Here is a 19,021-nt window from a genome sequence, read left to right on the forward strand (position 1 = left end):
CAGTGGGGGACCTGTTATGGCAGTGGGAAGGAACGGAAAATCAAATAAAGGTTCTAACAAAAAACCAAACGCTGCTAATACCCTCCTTAATGGAAGCCTTAAAGGGAAAAATCTCGAACTGATTGTAGCAGCGCTATTGGTGAGCGGAAAGTTGAGAGTGGATGCTGTCACGTTGTTTCGTGAGGCTACATTGGTTGTAGAATTGGTTGGTCAATATAAAACACTTCAAAAGGTCACACCCTCCAATTCAGACAAACTGGTACAATTCCTGGATGAAACTGGCGGCGATATGACGCTTAATGATGTTATACAGGCATTTCAACAGAGAATCAATTCTTAATGGTCAAGAAATGAGGTGGATGTCATGTCCGAGTTTGACGGAATCGGATTTGCCGAGCTATTAATTGTGCTTATTCTTGTTGTTTTATTTGCATTTGGCTCTTCTGATCTTGACGGTTTATCAAGCACGCCAACAACGAGTTGACCCCCATAATCCTCTCATGGCTTACAGGTAAAAGAACAAAATAAGAAATACCAGTCCTTAGACAGGACTGGTATTTGGTCATTACAGAAATAATGGCGAGAATGCAATCCAGGCCAAAATAAGGGTAAGCACAATGCAGACATTCTCTACAACGGCCCCACGCTTGGTCCCTGTACTCATCAGATTCACCCGTATGCGCCACTTGAGCGGTGGTAACGGACGAATCCCCCGATTGGTTAGTGAATCGGCCAACAGATGCATCGCATATGCCGTGCCTCCCGCTACCCAGATCTCCGGTCCCTGCTGCTGGGTCGTGCTGTAAAGTAAGCCGGCCCATATCGCAGTTCCATATAAGGTATGCGTCAATCCCCTATGAGTTAGCGTGGTGCACAGCATAAGCAGGCTACCTGCAATCAGATTCCACGGGGCAAATGCGTGACCGTAGAACACCAGACCGAGTCCAATGGCAAACATCAACACTTTGCGAAGCGAACGCGAAGGCAGGAATGACACGAGCGCAATAAGGATTGCAAGCAACAGGTTCCATGGTTTGGCATGAACATAAAAGTACACAAATACAGCTGTGGGCAACAGAATCGTCTGTAACAACCTGATCAGACTGTTAGGCAAGGCTCTGGATACCAGCAGCGAATTTGGCTCATCGATATCAGGCAATAACGAACCAATCAGAGCAACCGTAACGGCCGGCGCAGTAACTGGCATACCGGCCAACTGCAGAACAGAAAGCGATACGCCTGTCCCGATAATGAGGTGGGATCTTCCCATCATGATGCAAAAACGTCCTTTCGAAGAAATCGGGAACATACGGCCCAGTTCCGATTTTACAACGAAAACAAAATAAGAACAATAGTTCGCATTTCTTATTTTAGTGACGATCAATTTGTCAACAACACGATACGGGAATGCCTATCCTCTCATACAACACGGCTTCACACGCCATCGCTGTATCTTTCAGACAACAGAACGGCAGATTCCAGACTGGTCATTTGTAGTGCAGCAGTACGTGCCTCAGCAAAAGCCTCTCTCGCCAGATCTGACAGAACCTGTCCCGGAGGCATCTCCAGAAAAAGTCTTCCTCCCAGTTCATAAATTAGCGTGGACACCTCATCCCAACGAACGGGATGTGCAATGTTGGTTGCAAGATCCTGTCCAATGTCATTGGCCGTCCGCAGTACACGTCCTCTGACGTTGCCCGCGTAAGGAATCAGAGGTTCTTTCATTTGGATACGACCGATGGCTTCCTTTAACTTCAGCGAAACGGGGTCCAGCAGCTTGCAGTGGGAAGGCACGTTCATATTCAGCCGTATGCCTTTGCGGGCTCCGTTCTTAAGACATGTAGCGAGCACCTTGTCGATGGCCTCCAGCTTGCCTGCGATCGAAATCTGGGTAGGTGCATTCAGATTCGAGATGTACACCGGATTCTCTTCAGTATGAATCTGATTCACCACAACCTCTACCTCACGCCGAAGAAGTCCGGTCACAACGCCCATGCCATAACCTTCGGGGTAAGCTGTCATCATGCCTTCACCTCGTAACCGGACCAACGGCAACGTGTCCTTGAGCGTTATTGCACCCGATATAACCGCTGCCGCAAAAGCCCCAGCAGAATGACCCGCAACATAGGCCGGCTTCACGCCTTCCTCCAATAGGGCCCGAGCCACAGCAACGCCGCTGATACATAATGCCAGTTGTACGTGGTCGGTTGTTTCCAGCGATGCCTGTGTGTCCAGTTCCAGCACGTCCATGTTCAGAATCTCACTGGCCTCATGCAGTGTCGCCTGAATTGCCGGATGAGAGGGTAATTCATGGAGCATGCCTGGACGCTGGGCTCCCTGACCAGGGAATAAGAAGACTACGCTCATTCCATTTCTCCTCCCTTATTTCGAAATCTCCCATGGATCATTCGTAAGTATAGGACCTGAGCATGTTTTTAACATCACCTGCGAGCCCCCTCTGGCCCACTCCGCCAGCGAGAACGATCCTGCCGCAGTTTCTGCCTGAAGATCCAGCCGAACTCCGCTCCATTTATCCGAGATGCTCAACGGTGAAGTTAGCTTTGCCAGCAATTCTGTTGCCTGCTCAGGTGTAAGTCGTTCGGGTAAACGAAGAATCAGATCCAGATCGCTTTCCGGACGTGCGACCTCTTGCCCTGTAGCCAGCTCAAATCCAATACTGCCTCCCGGACCCCAGATCCGTTCCGTCCTGCTCCAGAGTTCAGCAACCTGTTGTAGCATACCGATCGCAGGAATATTCCAACGTTCCTCCGGGAGGTTATACCATGCTTGATCTGCCACCAACTGCTCAGGGCTTACTCTGGCAATAACATCTTCCGTGGAGATGGAAGCGGCCCAGCGTAAATGCCGCTCTGGCCCCCGAACACCAACTGGAATGTTCCCCGCCATCTGTTCTGCCCTGCGAACTACAACCCAAGGGTTTTTCCTCATCGTAGTGGTGACCCACGCTGGAACCGGCTGCTCTCCTCTCAGCACGGCATTCCCGTGAATCTTTAACAGGTCATGCACTTGAAAAGATCTAGCTATTGGTTCCACTGTTCCTTCAGCAGCTTGCGCACATGAACGGAAGCTGCACGACCAGACTGAGCCGCCTCGGAGGTCAGACGGGAACGGAGGTCCACCGGGGACTGACGTATTTCCTGTATGGTATCCGTAAGAATACGCTGAACCTTCTCTACATCAGACGGACCGGGTGAGGATGCGTTGATCCCATCGACCAGTTGGTGTAGGGCACCCAATTTGGCAAAAGACTGCACATCATATGCCGCCCCTGGCACTTTGGTCGCTGCTTCATTAAGCTCATCAATACTGCGACGAGTGATGCGCGCGGCAGATTGTTTGGACATGACCTGAACCGTAACCTCTGGGTCATTGAATGCGATAAGGCGATTGGACTGCATTCCGTGTGCCAGGAAAGCACCGGAGATCGCGTTGCCCACAATCAGGGCAATCACCGGATGGCCTGCTAATCGAGCCGATGCATAAGCATCTGCTGCTGCTGCGCAAGCCAGGTGTATGCCTAGCAGTTCCTCACGATAACCATAGGCCTGACTTGGTACATCAACGATGGCTACAATTGTACGGCGCTGACCATCTTGATCTGCTTCCATGGCTTCACGCACGTAAGCTGCAATACTCCAGCCCTCGTCCAGCCCCACTTCGCCGTTGCGGGCACGAACAAATCTGGCATTGGGATCAGGAACAACCGAGATAAATCTGACGTTTTCCTCACCGATCCGTCCATCTGCGCACAGCACAGAAGGGGCTTCTCCCTGTCTGATATCGCCATGATCCGCCAGCAGGTTGAACCACTTTTCTCCCCGTGTACCTGACGCATTGGAAATGGAGGCCCATCCTTGACGAAGCTGCTCCAGCTTCTCTGCGCCCGTCTCGTCCCTGTGATTCTTCCACAACTCGCGCACATCTTCCGGCTTGAGATTCTCAGCGCTGCCAATCTCGGCAAGCAGATGCTGATAGAGCTTCACTTGTGCGCTCCGGTTTATTTTTTTGACACCTTGCTCGAATGAATCCCGAATGGCTTGTTTAATCTGGCCGATATCATCTTCAACCAACTGATCTGCAAATCCGGCTTCAACACGCTGTTTACCACCCACCATGGACCAGATCTTTTGTTTGTCACCAGAATCGAGTTCGGCGATCCCTGCCTCTTGTTCAATAACCTCGGACCCGTTCAGCTGCATGCGGCCCTGACGTGTCATGATTAGATGACTGGACAAACCTGCTGCACAGATCGACATCCCGCCGTAACAGCCAATCATCCCCGAGATCACACTGACGACAGGTGTATGCGGACGCAAAGCAACAATCGCTGCGCCAATCTCGGCAATAGCCAGCAGACCATAATTCCCCTCTTGCAGACGTACCCCGCCGGTTTCAAGCAATAACACGGGACGTGTCGGCACACCCTGTTCATGATCCTGCAACGCCAGCTCCAGAGCCCCGGCGATTTTGGCACCACATACCTCGCCTATACCGCCCCCCTGGAATGCACCCTCAAGCGCAATCACAACAGCAGGTTGTCCATCAATGGTTCCCCGAGCAGTAACTACACCATCATCACTTTGCGGGACGATGCCCTGAAGCGGAAGATGTGGGGATTCCACACGCTGAAACGGATCAATCAATTCGCGGAATGTGCCTTCGTCCAATACCGACTTGGCACGATCACGCGCACGCAGCTCAATGAAGCTCTCTTTTACCGCCATCCATTCTGCCTTATTGTTCATGGGTCAGCACCTCCATCGCTTGGGCCAAACGCAGATTCACAACACCCGGCGTTGCGCCGAAATCATTGATTTGGATCGATACCGCCACGTCGTGCTTTTGAAAAAAACGGTCCAATCCTGCCCGCCATATATCGCCAAATCCTTTGGCCGTTGTTCGGATCTCGACATGTGCCTGCCCGTCCGCAGACGGTTCCATCAACAGCTCCAGATCTCCTGAACCAGCTACCCCTACATGGGCTTTACCTTCCAGCTTACGTGATGTTTTATAATTAAAAGTCATGGTTTCCATGGTGTCCTGCACCTCCAAATTGTTTCTGTTATAACTGACTCGTTGCGAGCGGACATGCACCAAGCTCGGTTGACGCACTCTGATCTATGCGGTCGAGAAACAAGACCGCAGCCAGCAAGTCCGCGCTTCCGCCAGGGGAAGCGCCGATGCCAACAAGGCGGCTGCCCAGTTGTTCCAGGGCAGCCATGCCTTCCGCGGTGCCGCTGCCACCCCGCGACAGCACGGTGGCGGCACCGCTTCTTGCGGCGGCGAGGGCATCGTGCCCGCCGCGGTGCAGCAGGCAAGTATCTTCGAGACTTGCCATGATGGCCAAAAGCGCATCCAGACGCGCCTGCGTCTCTGTGCGCCCTGCACTCCGGGCTGCGCGTAGCGCTGGCAGCCCGATGTCCACGACGTGCGGGAAGCCTGCTTCGGCTTCTTCCCGCGCGCCGCGTGCGCCGTAGCGGCGCTGCACACGCTGCCCGTTCGACGTCCGCTGCTGCGGAGCATGCCGGTCGGGCAGCCGGGCAAGCGCCCCGGCGACGGCTGCAATCTCAGCCGCGCCATGACCGGGCCCACTCACCGCGGCAGCGCCGGTGAGCAACCCAAGTGCCCACACAGCTCCGCGATGTGTGTTGGTTCCGCCTGTGGCTGCGAGCATACTGGCTTCGCCGTCACGCCCGATCGCAGCCAGGCGTTCACGCAGCGATTGATCCGCAGGCTGTGCCCATCCTGCCTCACCCATCGCTGTAAAGGCAGGCCGCAGCGCCCGTGCCGAGCGGCGCATCAGCTCCACGTTCAGATCTGTATGTGCGCCATTGTCACGCAGATCTACAAGCCCCGGTTTTGGCGTCAACTCCGCCTCATCAATCAACGCCTGCACGGCCAGTTCACCGAGCAGCACGCCGCATCTCTGTGCTGCCGAACTGGCCCAAGCTAGCTTCATCGGCTTCAAGTCCTGCCACATAGAGACAGGTGTATTCCTCTTAGGGCTTACCAACTGCGGAACTTGGATGGCGGATTGTACAGCCCACCGGACCATTCCACCAACTCCTCGACACTTTTGGCCGCCAGAAGCGACCGTTTGGCATCCGTGCGGCGAATGTCCAGTTGTTCCGGGAACGCAATCAGTCCATCACTGATCAGACGTTCATTCAAGCTTGCATCATGAGCCTGTCCGAGCGGAGTAACACCGGCAACCGCCGCGAGTGCAAGTTTGCGTTCTTCGATGTTCTGTGCCTTGTACAGATAGGCAATTCCCTCTTCCGTCACTACATGTGTCACATCCTCACCATAGATCATGACAGGTGCAATGGGCAGATGGGCTTCTTGACCAACATGAATGGCATCCAGGGAATCTACAAAGGTTGGCCGCTCTCCGTTCTGGAATGTTTCCACCATCTGTACGACCAATTTTTTACCCCGAACCAGCGGACCATCTCCATTCATCATGTTCAGCCAGGCTTCGGTATCATGTCTGCGTCCATGTGGATCATGTCCCATATTGGGCGCGCCGCCAAATCCACTGAGACGACCGGAGGTCACCGTTGATGAGTTGCCCTCGGGATCGATTTGTAATGTTGAACCAATAAACATATCTACGGCATACTGACCTGCCACTTGGCAGAGTGCACGGTTAGAACGCATGGAACCATCAGGCCCTGTGAAAAATACGTCCGGACGAGCCGCTGTATACTTCTCCATCCCTACCTCGCCGCCAAAAGAATGGATACTTTCAATCCAGCCACTCTCAATTGCCGGAATTAATGTGGGATGGGGATTCAGCGCCCAGTGTTTGCATATTTTGCCGCGCAGTCCAAGTGACTCCCCGTAAGTCGGAAGCAATAATTCAATGGCCGCTGTATTAAACCCAATGCCGTGGTTCAAAGATTGAACATTATGTTTGGCGTATATACCTTTGATCGCCATCATGCCCATGAGAATATGAGTCTCTTTGATCTGGCGCGGGTCCCGTGTAAACAGAGCTTCCAACTGATACGGCCGATCCGATTCAACAACCAGATCTACCCATGCGCCAGGAATATCTACCCTTGGAACCTCATCCACCAGTTCATTCACTTGCACGATGACGATTCCGTTACGGAAGGCTGCTGCTTCGATAATGGTTGGCGTTTCCTCCGTATTGGCTCCGGTGTACAGGTTCCCCTGACGGTCTGCTTTATCCGCCGCCACGAGCACAACATTTGGAATCAAATCAATGAACAGTCGACCATATAACTCCAAATAGGTGTGAATCGAGCCAATCTCGATACTGTTATCCTCAATCATCTGCGACATGCGGAGACTTTGTGAACCCGAATAGGAAAAGTCAAGCTTGGAAGCGATCTTTTTTTCAAAGATGTCCAGATGATCCGGACGTGAAATACTCGACATAATCATGTGTAACTGATTGACCTTCTCCGGATCGACCTGAACCAGTGCAGCGGACAAAAAACTGGCCTGTTTCTGATTATTTCCTTCCAGTACAACACGATCACCCGGTCGGATGAGCAACTCAAGTGCATTTACAATTTGCTCTGTCGGCAGTACCTTTCCCTTGAGTAAAGACTCTACCTTCTGCATTCTGTTATGTTTCTCATCTCTTCTGGTCGTCCAGCTTGATGGGCCCAAGGGCTGTTGCTGCTGTTTGGTCGTACTCATCTCTGACCAGCCTCCCTTAACTATGATTTAATGTTCATCTGCCATTTGGTTTCATTATCATGTTCTCTAATTCAATCTGAAATTCGTTCATTCACATGCGGTACAGGTTTTATTTTACTCCTCACATTAATAATGTATAATATATAGTTATACATATATACATAACCAAATTGATATGGATGGTGATTGGCATGGATTTACTTCAACTTCGTTATTTTTGCAAAATCGCCCGGCTGGAGCACATCACACGAGCGGCAGAAGAACTGCACGTCTCCCAGCCAGCTTTGAGCAAAACGTTGAAAATGCTGGAACAGGAATTGGGAACCGAGTTATTTGATCGAACAGGAAAGTTCATCCGGCTGAACAACTATGGTCGTGTATTTCTGAAATATGCCGAGCAATCTCTTGAAGCACTCGAAAATGGAAAACGGGAACTTGCGGATATGTCATCTGGTCAGGCAGGCGATATCCGTCTTGCATTCCCTGTAGGCTCTCACGTGGTGCCCGACCTGTTATCTCGATTCAGACAACAATACCCAGATATCACATTTACGTTAATCCAGCATTTTGGTCCTTCTGATCCTCCGAGGTTTGATCTCTGTATCTCTTCGCTGCCCTTGCAGATTCCCCGAGTAGAGAGCTTGCCTCTTCTGACAGAGGAACTGTTCCTGGCCGTGCCCGCTGACCACAAGCTCGCCGGGAAAACATCCATCCGACTGGAAGATGCAGCCGAGGAACACTTTGTCACGCTACGTGCAGGGAACGACCTTCGTGAACGAACCGACAGCCTGTGCCGGATTGCCGGTTTCAATCCGAAACGTATTTTCGAAAGTGATGATCCGGCAACCGTACGTGGACTCATTCGCGCTGGACTTGGTATTGCACTTGTTCCCGCGGTATCCTGGGATGGATCTGTGGGTGAACATGTACGATTGATTCGGATTGAACAGCCTGTATGCGAACGAACGATTGGGATTTCCTGGTTGGAAGATCATTACCTGTCCAAAGCTTGTCTGATTTTTCGCGAGTTTACGGTCGCTTATTTCCGTGAGCTGGCGCTGGCTGATGCCCTTGGTGATTCCTCGCTCTGAGAAGTCGCATCATTGCCTTGCACAATTTCTCAATGTAATACACCATCGTGAAGGCTAGAATCGCAGTGCAAATCAGCAAAAACACGATGCTGATGCCGAGCGGCATCTCCTTCACATAACTGCCCATCATCCAGATCGTCAGATTCAGTGCAAAATAACTGGCGAGATATGCCCGAAAGGCGTATTTGGCAATCCAGCGAAAAGTAGGTAGAAATCGGACATTCATACGAATCAGTCCCGTTGCACCAGCGTACAGGAGCAAGATGAGCGCCATGTTAAACAGCACCATCGACGGTTTCAGATACGAAGATTTCAACAAATTCATATCCTCAAATCCATAAGCAAACAATTCCCGGTTCACCCAAATAAACAACAGCACACCGATGGGCAGCAACGCCCACTTCATTTTGTCCAACCAGACAAGGCAAACTTCCTTATATATGGATGTACCCATTCCCAGCAATGCAAATAGTCCATACATGGCAAAGATTCGATCCGTGTAGACCAGATCGGGATGCAAAAGATCCAGCAGAACATATCGGTCATAGAGCAGAATCAGAATGGCATACACGATGATGGATACCACCCATGACACAGCTGCTTTTTTTCGATTCCGAATCATGAGCAGAGCCAGTGCAGTCACCAGCGGAATGAGCAAATGATATTGGAACATCATGACCGTATACCACAAATGCGGGGCTGCCGTTCCCAGCAGAAAGGCTTGTACAACATCCCCCACCTGCTCATATCCGCCTGCATTCACCGTTATTATATATACGGTAGTCCAGAAGAGATAAGGCCCGATGATCTCTTTGGCTTTATGCCATACATAGTGTCCATACTTTACGTCTCGCAGCTGTGCCACATCATACAAAATGGCAAAAATAAAGGCAGGTGCCGAGAACTTCGCCAGATTGTACAACATGCCAATCTCTATTCTGTGAGATACATCGGGAAACTGCTTTAAGAGAACCGACAGGATCAGCTGCATCATCACAGCAGTTACTGCAACCGCTTTAATAATCTCCGGCTGGGTTGCAGCCGGTGAGGTATCGTCCATTCTTTTTACACCCATAGGTGATCTCCTTTCAGCCATGTCAACACAATGAGAATTCACGTCCCCATCTTCACTTCTGAAACTTCATTAAGCCCTAGTAGTGTGTTTCGTGTTAGCAAAAAAAATACCAAATTTTGAAAATATCATATCGACGCGTCGTTATGCCTCGTAGTATATGCCTTGATTAATCAGCCTGTATAATATCCATTTGGATATGTATATATGTCGCTCTGGAAATATATATAAAAATCTGTGACCGGGATCACACCAACGAATAGTTGACTGAACTATCTTTATTAGTGAATTAAATCACATAAACTGTCGTCAACTACTTGTATAATTTCAAATATAAACCACTAAAATTTTGAGTAATGTACAGCGTCTATTCAAGGAGGCATACACACATGAACGGAAAAAAAGAGAACCTCATCATCATTGGTAACGGTATGGCAGGAATCAGTACTGTTGAACAAATTCTGAAATTAACTACGCGATTTGATATTACCGTTTTTGGCACCGAGCCCTATCCTAACTACAACCGCATTATGTTGTCGTACGTACTGGAAGGAAGCAAAACGCTGGACGATATCGTGCTGAACGACCTTCACTGGTATGAAGATTACGGCATTACATTGCACACAGGCACAACGGTTACACGAATCGATGCCGAGACACATGAAGTTGTAACTGAAGATGGAACTCGCGTTCCTTACGACAAAATCATCATTGCAACAGGCTCTACCTCCTTTATTCTCCCCGTACCGGGGCATGACAAAGAGGGTGTTGTCGGTTTCCGTGATATCGCCGATTGTAATGTCATGCTGGAAGCTGCTAAGCAGTATAAACGAGCGGCCGTTATCGGGGGCGGTCTGCTGGGTCTTGAAGCTGCCAAAGGTTTGGTACAACTCGGCATGGAAGTTACCGTAGTTCATCTGATGGAAGATCTGATGGAGCGTCAGCTTGATCCGCAAGCTTCAGCCATGTTGAAGGCAGAACTGGAACGTCAGGGTATCCGCTTCAAGATGGGTGCACAGACTTCCGAACTGCTGGGCGGCGAACGCGTTGAAGGGATTCGTTTTGCAGATGATACGGTTCTGAATGTTGATTTTGTGGTCATGGCTGTAGGCATTAAACCCAATACGGCTGTAGCCCGCGAAAGCGGTATGGAAGTGAACCGTGGGATTGTCGTGAATGACTATATGCAGACTTCACTTGAGAATGTGTATTCGGTCGGGGAATGTACAGAGCACCGCGGGGTATGTTACGGCCTCGTTGCCCCATTGTTCGAGCAAGGCATGATTCTCGCGAAACATATCTGCGGTGTTGAGACGGCTCCGTATGAAGGTTCTGTAGTATCCACGAAATTGAAAATTTCAGGTGTGGACGTATTTTCAACTGGTGAATTCATTGACAGTCCTGAGCACACCGTAATTTCGCACAAAGACGACTGGAAACGGGCTTACAAAAAAATTCTGCTCCGCGATAATAAAATGGTTGGTGCCGTTCTCTTCGGTGACATTACGGATTCTGCCGAATTGCAGAAACTGATCAAACAACAGGCCGAAATGACCGAAGAATTGTATGGTTCACTCATGGGTACAGGCTGCGGCGGTCATAAGAAAACCACCTCTGTAGAAACGATGGCTGAAGACGAGATTGTCTGTGGCTGTAACGGTGTAACCAAAGGAACGATTGTTGATGTCATTACGAATCAAGGACTAACCAGCGTAGATGAGATCAAAGCCTGTACAGGTGCAACCCGCTCTTGCGGTGGATGTAAACCGGTTGTGGAACAGATTCTGCAATATGTACTTGGTGACAGTTTCAGCAGTGGAGCCAAACAGGGAATATGCGGATGTACTTCCATGGGACGGGATGAGATTGTAGCCGAGATTCGCGCAAAGGGATTACAAACGACCAAAGAAGTCATGCATGTACTGGGCTGGAGTCAACCTGAAGGTTGTTCCAAATGTCGTCCGGCGATCAACTACTACCTTGGCATGATTGCACCAGACACACACGAAGATGAGAAAGAATCCCGTTTTGTTAACGAACGGATGAATGCAAATATTCAAAAGGATGGAACGTATACGGTTGTACCTCGGATGTACGGCGGGGTGACTACTCCAGCGGACCTCAAACGCATCGCTGACGTTTCAGTCAAATATGATGTGAAAGCAGTCAAAGTTACCGGCGGTCAGCGTCTCGACTTGATTGGTGTTAAAAAAGAAGATCTGACTAAAGTCTGGGCTGAACTGGATATGCCTTCAGGTTATGCATACGCCAAATCGCTGCGTACGGTCAAAACATGTGTCGGCTCCCAATTCTGCCGATTCGGTACACAGGATTCCATGGCCATGGGCGCTCGCATCGAACGTAAATTCGAACGTCTGGATCTGCCAGCCAAGTTTAAATATGCCGTCAACGGTTGTCCACGGAACTGTGCAGAGGCATGTACCAAAGATATCGGTATCGTTGGTAACGACGGAGGCTGGGAAATCTTCATCGGTGGTAACGGCGGTATTAAAGCAAGACTTGCTGATTCCTTATACAAAGTGAAAACAGATGAAGAGTTGATTGAACTGTGCGGAGCCATCATGCAATATTACCGCGAGACAGGTAACTATCTGGAACGGACTTCCGAGTGGGTGGAACGCATGGGTCTGGAGCATATTCGTTCGGTTGTCGTGGATAACCTGGAGGAACGCAAAGCGTTGATGCAGCGGATTGAATTTGCACTTGAGCATGTTGAAGAACCTTGGCAAAAAGCGATTCGCAATGAGGAAGGCGAAAGCAAAATGTTCCATGGAATCGAAGTATCGGCTCGTCCATAAGCAAGCTTGCAGGATTAATACTGGAGAATGTTAAATAGATAAGGAGTGGTTTAAGATGACGACAAAACAATCAGGCATCTACTTCCCCGCCGGAGTAGTTGAAGAATTCCTGCCACGAATTGGAAGAGTAGTTGAGATTCGGGACCATCAGCTTGCTGTCTTTCGTGCATCGGATGGCACCATCTTCGCTGCGGATAATCACAACCCCCACCCCAAGGGTGGGCCGCTGGCAGAAGGCATCGTGTCCGGACATTATCTGTACGATCCGCTGTATGATTGGAAAATTGACTTGACTACCGGTGTTGTGCAAGCACCGGACAATGGGCAAGTGCAGATGTATCCGGTGAAGGTAGAGAACGGCCAGGTCTGGATTGAAATATAGCTCCATCGAAACGTTCAAAGATTGATGCAAAATAATGGGGGAAACCGTGATGTATACACCAAGTGTTGAGGGAATTATTGAAGCTGCGGTTAAAAAACGGGATCAGATGAATTCAAATCTTTCACGCTACATGGTTGCCGCCTTAATGGCGGGTGCCTATGTAGGGCTTGGCATCGTACTGATCTTCAGTATTGGTGCCCCGCTCCTTGCGGCACAGTCACCACTGCAAACCATGTTAATGGGCATGTCCTTCGGACTCGCCCTCACGCTGGTCATCTTTGCCGGATCGGAACTATTTACAGGCAACAACATGTTTTTCACCATGAGCACGCTCGCAGGCCGGACCACAGTTAAAGATACACTGAAAAACTGGGGACTCGTCTTCCTGGGCAACCTGCTAGGTGCGATCCTGCTCAGCCTGCTTATTGTAGGCAGCGGCCTGTTCAAAACGGCTGCGCCTGAACATCTTTTATTTGTCGCTTCTGCCAAAAAGATGGCCGCTCCCGTATCGGAGTTGTTCTTCCGCGGCATTCTCTGTAACTGGCTCGTCTGTCTGGCGATCTGGATGGCAGCTCGCACGAAAGAGGATATCGCCAAAATTGCTCTCATCTGGTGGTGTCTGTACGCCTTTATTGCAAGTGGGTATGAGCACAGTGTTGCCAATATGACTTTGCTGTCCTTGTCCTGGCTGCTGCCAAACCACCCGGATACCATTACTCTGGCGGGCTGGTTTCATAACATGATCCCGGTAACACTTGGTAATATCATCGGCGGTGCCCTCTTTGTCGGAATGGCGTACTGGTATACTTCACCGGTACGTAAAAAATCATAATTTTTGATTCAACTGAACTTATGTAGCACTAGGTAACACAACATCTACACACTAAAGCCACGATGGATGCTGAACTCACGTTCAATCACACATCGTGGTTTTTTATTGTTTGTTGATAACCTGCGTACTCTCTCGTACGTTTCCCATTCATCCTCTCGTCTTTTACCTTCGTCGCTATCCGCGTTAATCCACAGTTGACATAACTGGCGTATAGTCGATGGATACTCACACTTATACTACTCAATCAGCAAAGGATGATCGCTTATATGGGAATCCATACGTACTTCAGGTCACTGAATGATCTTGAACGTATTATTCGTACACCTGGCAAATTCAAATTCGAAGAACACAGCGTATCCGCTCATTCCTGGAAAGTGGTACAGTACGCCAAAACACTTGCAGATATTGAGGAGCAGCATGGAGTCACCATTGATTGGAAGAAGTTATACGAAATCACCAGCAGTCATGATTATGGCGAAATCTTCATCGGTGATATCAAAACACCAGTCAAACATTATTCACTGGAGTTGCGATCGATGCTGCAAAAGGTGGAAGAAGGCATGGTTGAACATTTTATTAATGAAAATATTCCTGAAGAGTTCCAGCCTATTTTCCGCAGACAACTGCGTGAGGGCAAAGACCAATCAGTCGAAGGACTGATTCTCGAAGTCGCAGACAAGATGGATCAGGTATACGAAGCCTTTGCCGAACTCCAACGTGGCAATACGGAGAAAGAATTTATCGTCATGTACCGTTATGCCTTGGTCAAAATCAAAAATATCGACCTCCACTGTGTGCAGTATTTCCTGGAACAGATTCTCCCCGACATGATTGAAGAAGGTATTCGCTCCCCGTTTGATATTCGCAAAATAACCGAAGAAGCTCTGGCCCTCTAAATCAGCTCAAGTCAACATGGTCTTCATCATCCATGGACAGGGCTTTTTTTCGTTCCTGCAATTGCAGTCTGTACTCACTAGGGTACATGCCCGTTTTGTTTTTGAAAATCCGGCTGAAATAGTGGGAATCACTATACCCTACCGCTCCACCAATGGTCTTGATATCCATATTCTCGTGAGTAACGAGCATGCGCTTCGCTTCATTAATCCGCAGGCCTGTCATATATTTCAGCGGAGTCTCCCCTGTTACTTTTTTAAAACACTTTCCCAGGTAGTCCACACTAAAATGCATCTGTCCCGCCATGTCCTGAAGTGTAATCTCATGCATGTAATTCTGCTTCAAATACAACTTAACGGCCTCTGCGATATCCTCCGGCTTCACCTGTTCATCCAGCACGGCACTGACATGGGCAAGCGAATCCACAGCGCTCCCAAGCTTCAATTCCATCGCATCCAGCAGTGTACGAAGCTGTTCTTCCGATAATGGTTTGAGCAGATAATCCTCCACCTTGTAACTGATCGCCTGCCGTGCATATTCGAATTCATGATAACCGCTCAGAATGACAATTTTCACATGCGGATAGGCAAAATACAGATGTTTGGCGAGTTCCAGTCCATTCATTACCGGCATCTGTATATCCGTTACAACCAGATCAGGTACGGAATGTTCAATGAGCTGTAACGCTTCCTGACCGTTCCGCGCCTCACCAATCACCTCGAACCGGGTGTCCAACTCTCTGAATTTGCGTGAGACATTCCGGCGAATCAGGGCTTCATCTTCCACAATAATCGTTCTATATTTGATTGTCATGGGTTCAGTCATGCTCCTTTCGAATGGAACCACCTATGGTAATCTGGACACCGCCGGAAGGCTTGTTTGTAATCAGCATGTGGGCTGCCGTGCCATACCATAATTTCAATCGGACCCATATATTCTTGAGTCCCATTCCGTTAATTTCGAGGTCAGGCATACGCTCCCACTCCTGTGATTGTTCGATGTAATGCATGATCTTGGCAAGTGCTTCTGGTTCCATGCCAGGCCCGTTGTCTTCCACGTGAATCTGCCAGGTCTGCTGTACCGCATCCATATCTCCAGTAATATTCAGTTTCCATGGAGGGGTATCACCCAGTCCATATTTCATGGCATTTTCGAGGAGTGGTTGTACCATCAGCATCGGAACCTGAATAAGCTGCATTTCTTCCGAAATATGAAACTCGTAGTGCAGATCATCCTCGAACCTAATCTTCATACACTCCAGATATCGCTCACAATAATCCAGTTCTTGGGACAGTGGAACCCCATTCTTTCCCGGAGTAGAAATATAACGCAGCATAGACGCAATATTGGCGCAGAACGCAACAATCTGCTCATTCATGCCTTCTTCCGCCATGATGCTGATATTTGTGATGTTGTTATAGAGAAAATGCGGGTTCATCTGGGATTGCAGCGCCAGTAATCTTGCTTCTGTCTCCTGAGATTTCATCGCCAGCCTGTCCTGAAAAGACTGCACAAGCTGTTGATTCAGCCGGATAAACGTATCATTCAGCTCATCCATCTCCCGGATAGAACCGGGATGCTCCAGTTTGAACAACTGACCGGAATCCTGTCCCGATAACAGATCATTCTCACCCGTTTTCTGAATAATGCGCTGCAAACGATGTAGCGGCAAAGTAACCCGTTTGGAAATCAGATACGAGAGAACCAGAATCAGCATGAGAGTAGCTAACGTGGCACCGATAAACATCACAGCCATCCGGTTGAGACTTGCGAAAAGGGACTGTTTGGACTGCATGACAATAACGGTCCATCCCGTCTCCTGTGACGTCATGTACGTCATCATTTGTTTGGACTGACTCAAAGGATCGGTGATCTCCTGCATCGTATCCGGTGGAAATGAAAGATTCTGAATCAAGTCCACATCATCGAAGTGGCTAGCTTGAGAAGCATCAGCATCCGAAGAAAGTGGATACAACCGTGTATTTTGTTCATCCACTACATAGATCCTAAGATCATCGTTACTCGCCTGTAAATCATTCAAATGCTGGAACAGGGTTCCGGCATCCTGCAAAATCTCAACAACACCCTGGCTGACATAGTTGCCATCTTTGTACACCCGAGTAAGGGAAATGTAGGATTGATCTGATTTCCCCTCACCTGTTGGCATGGGCAAAGCTCCCCCCTCTAACAGTTGAATCACCCGCCAGCCGCTCCGCTCCCAGGTTTCCTTGTACCACGGTCGCTTAGTCAGATCCACAGACAGTTGACCGTTGAATGCACCCGCTCCCAGCATCTTGCCATTTACATCATAGATATTGGCCTGTTTGGCTGTATTGGAGCTGCTAATGATCGCGAGAATGACATCAATTAGTGTGGTTGTATCCTTATACAATGCCGGATCACTCGTCATTGTCTGCTCACTGCCTTCTGCTGGTGCCAAGTAGTGACTGAAGTGTTCTTTGACCAGATTGGAATACACAATATTCATGGAGAAGTTGTTCATTTTCACCACTTCCTGATCCAGGTTACTGACGATGGATACCCCCAGTTGTCTCTGCTGTTCTTCACTTCGATGACGAATGTCACTTGCAAGAAAAACATACAGAAGCCCCGCCACAATGAGCGAAAAGATAATAAATACCGCAGAGTAATAGGCAAACAGACTTTGCTGAAGCGTTCCAAATCGATACCGCAATCCCCACACACCTCGTCCTATGATGATATTGGTTACACCCATCGAAAATGTCCACCCAACAGAACGCTTTTGTCTATTGAGCACATCCCTTGTTCACAGTAAAGTTATCCACATAAGAATACGCTTACATTAACCGTTTCGGCAAGTGACAATTTTCTTTATATTCCGGGAGGTTTAATGATGAGAAAACGATTTCTATTTTCGCTTGCAAGTGTGCTCCTGCTCTCCACTCTGCTGCTTGCCGGGTGCAACTCAGGTAAAAGTACGGAAGGTTCAGGTAAGGTGACGCTCACGTTTGGAACAAGCCAATCCGGTATTCCGCGTACAGGCATCATGCAGACAATGGCCAAGGAATATGAGCAGGAGACCGGTGTCAAAATTGATTTTCAGGTCGTACCTGACGCACAGTGGCGTGACCTGATCAAGGTAAAGCTGGCCTCTGGCGAAGCACCTGACATTTTCAATGTCGATGTTGACCCACTGAGCATGCCGGCTAACGTAAGACCAGAGGAAAATGCCATTGACCTGACCAATGAGGAATTCACAGGTCGGATGTCTGAAGAGATTTTGCCAACCGTCAGTCACAATGAAAAGGTGTATGGGGTTTCTTTTGCGCCAACGAAAATCTGGTATGTGTACTATAACAAACGTATCTTCCAAGAGCTCGGCATAGAGCCTCCTACATCCTATGCCGAATTCAAGGCGATCAGCCAGAAAATTAAGGATAAAGACATTATTCCGTTCTATCAGGCACCTGCCAGCGGGTGGTATCAGGTTCTGCCTTTGTTCGAAACGGGACCTAACTATGAGCAAACAACAGCGGGAACCTACGAGAAATTAAACAACAATGAGATGAACATCGCAGATATGACGCAACTCAAAACGGTCATTGAACAATTGAAGGAATTTGCGGATCTCGGTTATTTCGGCAAAGACTTCTTGTCCAATACGGTAGAAGCGGGAATTGAAGCGTTTGGTCAGGAAAAAGCTGCTATGTTGCTGCGGGTTCCAGGGACGGAAAAGGAAGTTTCCGAAGCGTATCCGGCAATGAAAGACAATATGGGGTTCTTTGTCATGCCGTGGGGAGATAATCAGACGATTGGTGTGAATCCCGGCGGTTCAGCTGCCATGTTTGGTAACAAAAACAGTAAACATCCCGAAGAAGTGCTGAAATTCTTCCGCTGGATTACCGAGCATGATCATCTGCAACGTGTGTTCGACGAAGGTGAAGGTAATCTGACGATCTGTTGGCCGGAAATCGAACCAAAGCTGACACAGGATTATATTGATTATGAGAAAAATCATGAAAAAGGTACGGTCATGCAGGCAGCTGTGAAATATATTGATCCACAATGGATGGATATTGGCAAGGACTTGTCAGGCATGTTCGCCGGAGCCATGACACCGGATCAGATTCTGCAAAACATTGATAAACGCCGGGCTGAACAAGCCAAAGTGTTGAAGGATGAGAAGTGGCAGTAACAGCGCATATGGCAGATAAACATAAATTCTGCACAGCGTTACATGCAGCGGGCGTTTGC

17 protein-coding genes are annotated in these 19,021 nt (G+C 49.0%); 7 read left to right on the forward strand and 10 right to left on the reverse strand.

Features of this window, described 5'->3' with window-relative positions; all coding sequences use genetic code 11:
* Nucleotides 1-16: 16 nt before the first annotated feature.
* Nucleotides 17-340: a hypothetical protein gene (locus V6669_RS21815; RefSeq protein ID WP_074095924.1), complete on the forward strand. Its 324-nt coding sequence runs from the start codon at nt 17-19 to the stop codon at nt 338-340.
* 225 nt (nt 341-565) lie between these two features.
* Here the strand turns inward: V6669_RS21815 and V6669_RS21820 are convergent, their stop codons facing one another.
* From V6669_RS21820 to mdcA, 7 genes are all read right to left on the reverse strand, one after another.
* Nucleotides 566-1,273: a metal-dependent hydrolase gene (locus V6669_RS21820; protein ID WP_036615169.1), complete on the reverse strand. Its 708-nt coding sequence runs from the start codon at nt 1,271-1,273 to the stop codon at nt 566-568.
* A gap of 161 nt (nt 1,274-1,434) precedes the next feature.
* Nucleotides 1,435-2,367 (reverse strand): malonate decarboxylase subunit epsilon, encoded by a 933-nt coding sequence (locus V6669_RS21825; RefSeq protein WP_338588029.1) that lies wholly within the window; start codon nt 2,365-2,367, stop codon nt 1,435-1,437.
* 15 nt (nt 2,368-2,382) lie between these two features.
* Complete coding sequence (locus tag V6669_RS21830) at nt 2,383-3,054, reverse strand: malonate decarboxylase holo-ACP synthase (RefSeq protein ID WP_338588030.1); 672 nt, start codon at nt 3,052-3,054, stop codon at nt 2,383-2,385.
* Nucleotides 3,042-4,766: a biotin-independent malonate decarboxylase subunit beta gene (locus V6669_RS21835; RefSeq protein WP_338588031.1), complete on the reverse strand. Its 1,725-nt coding sequence runs from the start codon at nt 4,764-4,766 to the stop codon at nt 3,042-3,044. The genes V6669_RS21830 and V6669_RS21835 overlap by 13 nt, the downstream gene beginning before the upstream one ends.
* Nucleotides 4,756-5,055, reverse strand: coding sequence for a malonate decarboxylase subunit delta (locus tag V6669_RS21840; protein WP_211080846.1), 300 nt, complete (start codon nt 5,053-5,055; stop codon nt 4,756-4,758). The genes V6669_RS21835 and V6669_RS21840 overlap by 11 nt, the downstream gene beginning before the upstream one ends.
* A 28-nt stretch (nt 5,056-5,083) precedes the next feature.
* Nucleotides 5,084-5,980 (reverse strand): triphosphoribosyl-dephospho-CoA synthase, encoded by an 897-nt coding sequence (locus V6669_RS21845; protein ID WP_338588032.1) that lies wholly within the window; start codon nt 5,978-5,980, stop codon nt 5,084-5,086.
* 47 nt (nt 5,981-6,027) lie between these two features.
* Nucleotides 6,028-7,695 (reverse strand): malonate decarboxylase subunit alpha, encoded by a 1,668-nt coding sequence (gene mdcA, locus V6669_RS21850; protein ID WP_338588033.1) that lies wholly within the window; start codon nt 7,693-7,695, stop codon nt 6,028-6,030.
* 191 nt (nt 7,696-7,886) lie between these two features.
* Here mdcA and V6669_RS21855 point away from each other — a divergent pair, with 191 nt between their 5' ends.
* The gene (locus V6669_RS21855; RefSeq protein WP_338588034.1) at nt 7,887-8,786 is read left to right on the forward strand and encodes a LysR family transcriptional regulator; all 900 of its coding nucleotides are present in this window, start codon (nt 7,887-7,889) and stop codon (nt 8,784-8,786) included.
* Here V6669_RS21855 and V6669_RS21860 read toward each other — a convergent pair.
* Nucleotides 8,725-9,861: an acyltransferase gene (locus V6669_RS21860; protein ID WP_338588035.1), complete on the reverse strand. Its 1,137-nt coding sequence runs from the start codon at nt 9,859-9,861 to the stop codon at nt 8,725-8,727. The two genes, V6669_RS21855 and V6669_RS21860, sit on opposite strands and share 62 nt — an antisense overlap.
* A 386-nt stretch (nt 9,862-10,247) precedes the next feature.
* Between V6669_RS21860 and nirB the strand changes: the two genes are divergently transcribed.
* The 4 genes from nirB to V6669_RS21880 all read left to right on the forward strand — a co-directional run bounded on the left by nirB (nt 10,248) and on the right by V6669_RS21880 (nt 14,787).
* Nucleotides 10,248-12,677 (forward strand): nitrite reductase large subunit NirB, encoded by a 2,430-nt coding sequence (nirB, locus tag V6669_RS21865; protein ID WP_338588036.1) that lies wholly within the window; start codon nt 10,248-10,250, stop codon nt 12,675-12,677.
* 55 nt (nt 12,678-12,732) lie between these two features.
* Entirely contained in the window at nt 12,733-13,059 is a 327-nt protein-coding gene (gene nirD, locus V6669_RS21870) for a nitrite reductase small subunit NirD (protein WP_338588038.1), read from the forward strand.
* Nucleotides 13,060-13,108: 49 nt separating this feature from the next.
* Complete coding sequence (locus V6669_RS21875; RefSeq protein WP_338588039.1) at nt 13,109-13,891, forward strand: formate/nitrite transporter family protein; 783 nt, start codon at nt 13,109-13,111, stop codon at nt 13,889-13,891.
* Between the two features lie 266 nt (nt 13,892-14,157).
* On the forward strand, nt 14,158-14,787 hold the full coding sequence (locus tag V6669_RS21880; RefSeq protein ID WP_338588040.1) for a YfbR-like 5'-deoxynucleotidase: 630 nt from the start codon (nt 14,158-14,160) through the stop codon (nt 14,785-14,787).
* A gap of 1 nt (nt 14,788) precedes the next feature.
* Here the strand turns inward: V6669_RS21880 and V6669_RS21885 are convergent, their stop codons facing one another.
* Both V6669_RS21885 and V6669_RS21890 read right to left on the reverse strand, forming a co-directional pair.
* Nucleotides 14,789-15,598: a response regulator gene (locus tag V6669_RS21885; RefSeq protein WP_338588041.1), complete on the reverse strand. Its 810-nt coding sequence runs from the start codon at nt 15,596-15,598 to the stop codon at nt 14,789-14,791.
* A 4-nt stretch (nt 15,599-15,602) separates the two neighbouring features.
* Nucleotides 15,603-17,522 carry a histidine kinase gene (locus V6669_RS21890; protein WP_338588042.1) on the reverse strand — a complete coding sequence of 640 codons (1,920 nt, stop codon included), beginning with the start codon at nt 17,520-17,522 and terminating at the stop codon, nt 15,603-15,605.
* Between the two features lie 135 nt (nt 17,523-17,657).
* Here V6669_RS21890 and V6669_RS21895 point away from each other — a divergent pair, with 135 nt between their 5' ends.
* Nucleotides 17,658-18,962 (forward strand): ABC transporter substrate-binding protein, encoded by a 1,305-nt coding sequence (locus tag V6669_RS21895; RefSeq protein WP_338588043.1) that lies wholly within the window; start codon nt 17,658-17,660, stop codon nt 18,960-18,962.
* The last annotated feature ends 59 nt before the right edge of the window (nt 18,963-19,021 follow it).

This window comes from Paenibacillus sp. Y5S-9 (genome assembly GCF_036894235.1).
Lineage (GTDB): Bacteria > Bacillota > Bacilli > Paenibacillales > Paenibacillaceae > Paenibacillus.

Coding starts and splice junctions, on each gene's coding strand:
- V6669_RS21815 (WP_074095924.1), top strand. CDS start 17: ATGGCAGTGGGAAGGAACGGAAAATCAAATAAAGGTTCTAACAAAAAA.
- V6669_RS21820 (WP_036615169.1), bottom strand. CDS start 1,273: ATGATGGGAAGATCCCACCTCATTATCGGGACAGGCGTATCGCTTTCT.
- V6669_RS21825 (WP_338588029.1), bottom strand. CDS start 2,367: ATGAGCGTAGTCTTCTTATTCCCTGGTCAGGGAGCCCAGCGTCCAGGC.
- V6669_RS21835 (WP_338588031.1), bottom strand. CDS start 4,766: ATGAACAATAAGGCAGAATGGATGGCGGTAAAAGAGAGCTTCATTGAG.
- V6669_RS21840 (WP_211080846.1), bottom strand. CDS start 5,055: ATGGAAACCATGACTTTTAATTATAAAACATCACGTAAGCTGGAAGGT.
- V6669_RS21845 (WP_338588032.1), bottom strand. CDS start 5,980: ATGAAGCTAGCTTGGGCCAGTTCGGCAGCACAGAGATGCGGCGTGCTG.
- mdcA (WP_338588033.1), bottom strand. CDS start 7,695: ATGAGTACGACCAAACAGCAGCAACAGCCCTTGGGCCCATCAAGCTGG.
- V6669_RS21855 (WP_338588034.1), top strand. CDS start 7,887: ATGGATTTACTTCAACTTCGTTATTTTTGCAAAATCGCCCGGCTGGAG.
- V6669_RS21860 (WP_338588035.1), bottom strand. CDS start 9,861: ATGGGTGTAAAAAGAATGGACGATACCTCACCGGCTGCAACCCAGCCG.
- nirB (WP_338588036.1), top strand. CDS start 10,248: ATGAACGGAAAAAAAGAGAACCTCATCATCATTGGTAACGGTATGGCA.
- nirD (WP_338588038.1), top strand. CDS start 12,733: ATGACGACAAAACAATCAGGCATCTACTTCCCCGCCGGAGTAGTTGAA.
- V6669_RS21875 (WP_338588039.1), top strand. CDS start 13,109: ATGTATACACCAAGTGTTGAGGGAATTATTGAAGCTGCGGTTAAAAAA.
- V6669_RS21880 (WP_338588040.1), top strand. CDS start 14,158: ATGGGAATCCATACGTACTTCAGGTCACTGAATGATCTTGAACGTATT.
- V6669_RS21885 (WP_338588041.1), bottom strand. CDS start 15,598: ATGACAATCAAATATAGAACGATTATTGTGGAAGATGAAGCCCTGATT.
- V6669_RS21890 (WP_338588042.1), bottom strand. CDS start 17,522: ATGGGTGTAACCAATATCATCATAGGACGAGGTGTGTGGGGATTGCGG.
- V6669_RS21895 (WP_338588043.1), top strand. CDS start 17,658: ATGATGAGAAAACGATTTCTATTTTCGCTTGCAAGTGTGCTCCTGCTC.